A 1,628-nucleotide genomic window follows, 5' to 3' on the forward strand; every position below is an offset into this window, starting at 1 on the left:
GGAATGAAAGCAAAACCTGTTTGGAAGACCGACCATCAGTCTCAGTTGAGCCTACTTCCGCCTAGTTATGATGATTTTGTGCCGCAGAACCATCCCGTACGTATAGTAAATTCGATTGTCAACCAGATCGATATAAGTTTCATTGAGGTTACTTATAAAGGTGGAGGTACATCAAGTTACCATCCCCGCGCATTGCTCAAAATAATGATCTATGCCTACCTTCGCAACCTGTATTCCTCCCGCAAGATAGAGCAGGCCCTTGGGGAGAACATCCATTTTATGTGGCTGTCGGGCAATATACGGCCGGACCACAACACCATCGCCAACTTCCGCAGTGGTAAGCTCAAGGGCAAATTCAAGAAAATATTCAACCAGGTGTTGCTGCTACTGGCACAGCAGCAGGTTTTGAACATTAAGGATATTTATGTTGATGGCACAAAGATCGAGGCCAATGCAAACCGCTATACCTTTGTGTGGGGAAAATCAATGGCCAACTCGCGTGAGCGTATCGAAAAACAGCTCAAAGAACTCTGGCGTTATGTGGAGACGGTCTATGCCGAAGAAGGGCAGCGCCCCAACGGTCCGGATAATTTTGATGCCATTGATCCCGAAGAAGTAGCTAAGACCATAGATCAAATCAACAAAGCCCTAAAATGCAAGAAGACAGATAGCAAGGTTAAACAGAAGCTCAACTACGCAAAGAGAAACTGGCCCGGCAATATTGCAAAGTATAACAGCCAACAAGAGCAAATGGGCGGTCGCAACTCGATGAGCAAGACAGGCCCCGATGCCACCTTTATGCGGATGAAAGAGGACCATATGCAAAACGGACAGCTCAAACCGGGCTATAACCTACAGGCCTGTTCAAAAAACCAATTTATAACCAACTATACACTGGCCCAGACCACCACGGACACCACAACACTAATTGGCCATCTGGAGGAATATAAAGAAAGCTTTGGCCATGCCCCAGATACCGTTACCGCTGATGCAGGCTATGGCAGTGAAGAAAATTACACCTATCTGGAGGGTGAAAATAGAGAGGCCTTTGTCAAGTACAATTATTTCCATAAAGAACAAAGACAGGCAAAAAAGCAGCCCAACCCCTTCCACCCGGAACAGCTCCATTACAACTTGGAGAAGGACTGTTATTATTGCCCGATGGGACAACAAATGGCCAACATAGGAAGCTATAAAAAGAAAACAAAGAACGGTTACTTACAGACCTACACCAGGTACCAGGCCAGCAACTGCAGTGGCTGTCCATTGAGGGTTTGTTGTTTTAAGGCAAAAGGCAATAGGATCATAGAACGCAACCATACCCTGATCAGGCTCAAGGCCAAGGCCAAGGAAAAACTGCTCAGCCCAGAGGGGGTCAAACACCGAAAACAAAGATGTTGGGACATAGAGGCCATATTTGGAAATATCAAACATAATATGAACTTTAAACGCTTTATGTTGAGGGGTATTGATAAAGTAGAAACTGAAACAGGGCTCATTGCAATGGCACACAACCTAAACAAACTGGCTATAATGTCCTGATGAAGGTAAAACCCAACTTTTAACCTTTAACTAGTTAACCCAATATCACTAAAACTTGCTTTAACCCTAAAAACAACCAAAAAAAA

Annotated in this window: 1 protein-coding gene; it reads left to right on the plus strand. The window is 44.6% G+C overall.

The genetic code is table 11. The features are described 5' to 3' along the window. Positions 1-3 precede the first annotated feature (3 nt). The gene (locus FVB9532_RS19235; protein ID WP_150546805.1) at positions 4-1,542 is read left to right on the plus strand and encodes an IS1182 family transposase; all 1,539 of its coding nucleotides are present in this window, start codon (positions 4-6) and stop codon (positions 1,540-1,542) included. Positions 1,543-1,628: the final 86 nt, after the last annotated feature.

Origin of the sequence: Mesonia oceanica (genome assembly GCF_902499555.1) — a bacterium.
GTDB lineage: Bacteria > Bacteroidota > Bacteroidia > Flavobacteriales > Flavobacteriaceae > Mesonia > Mesonia oceanica.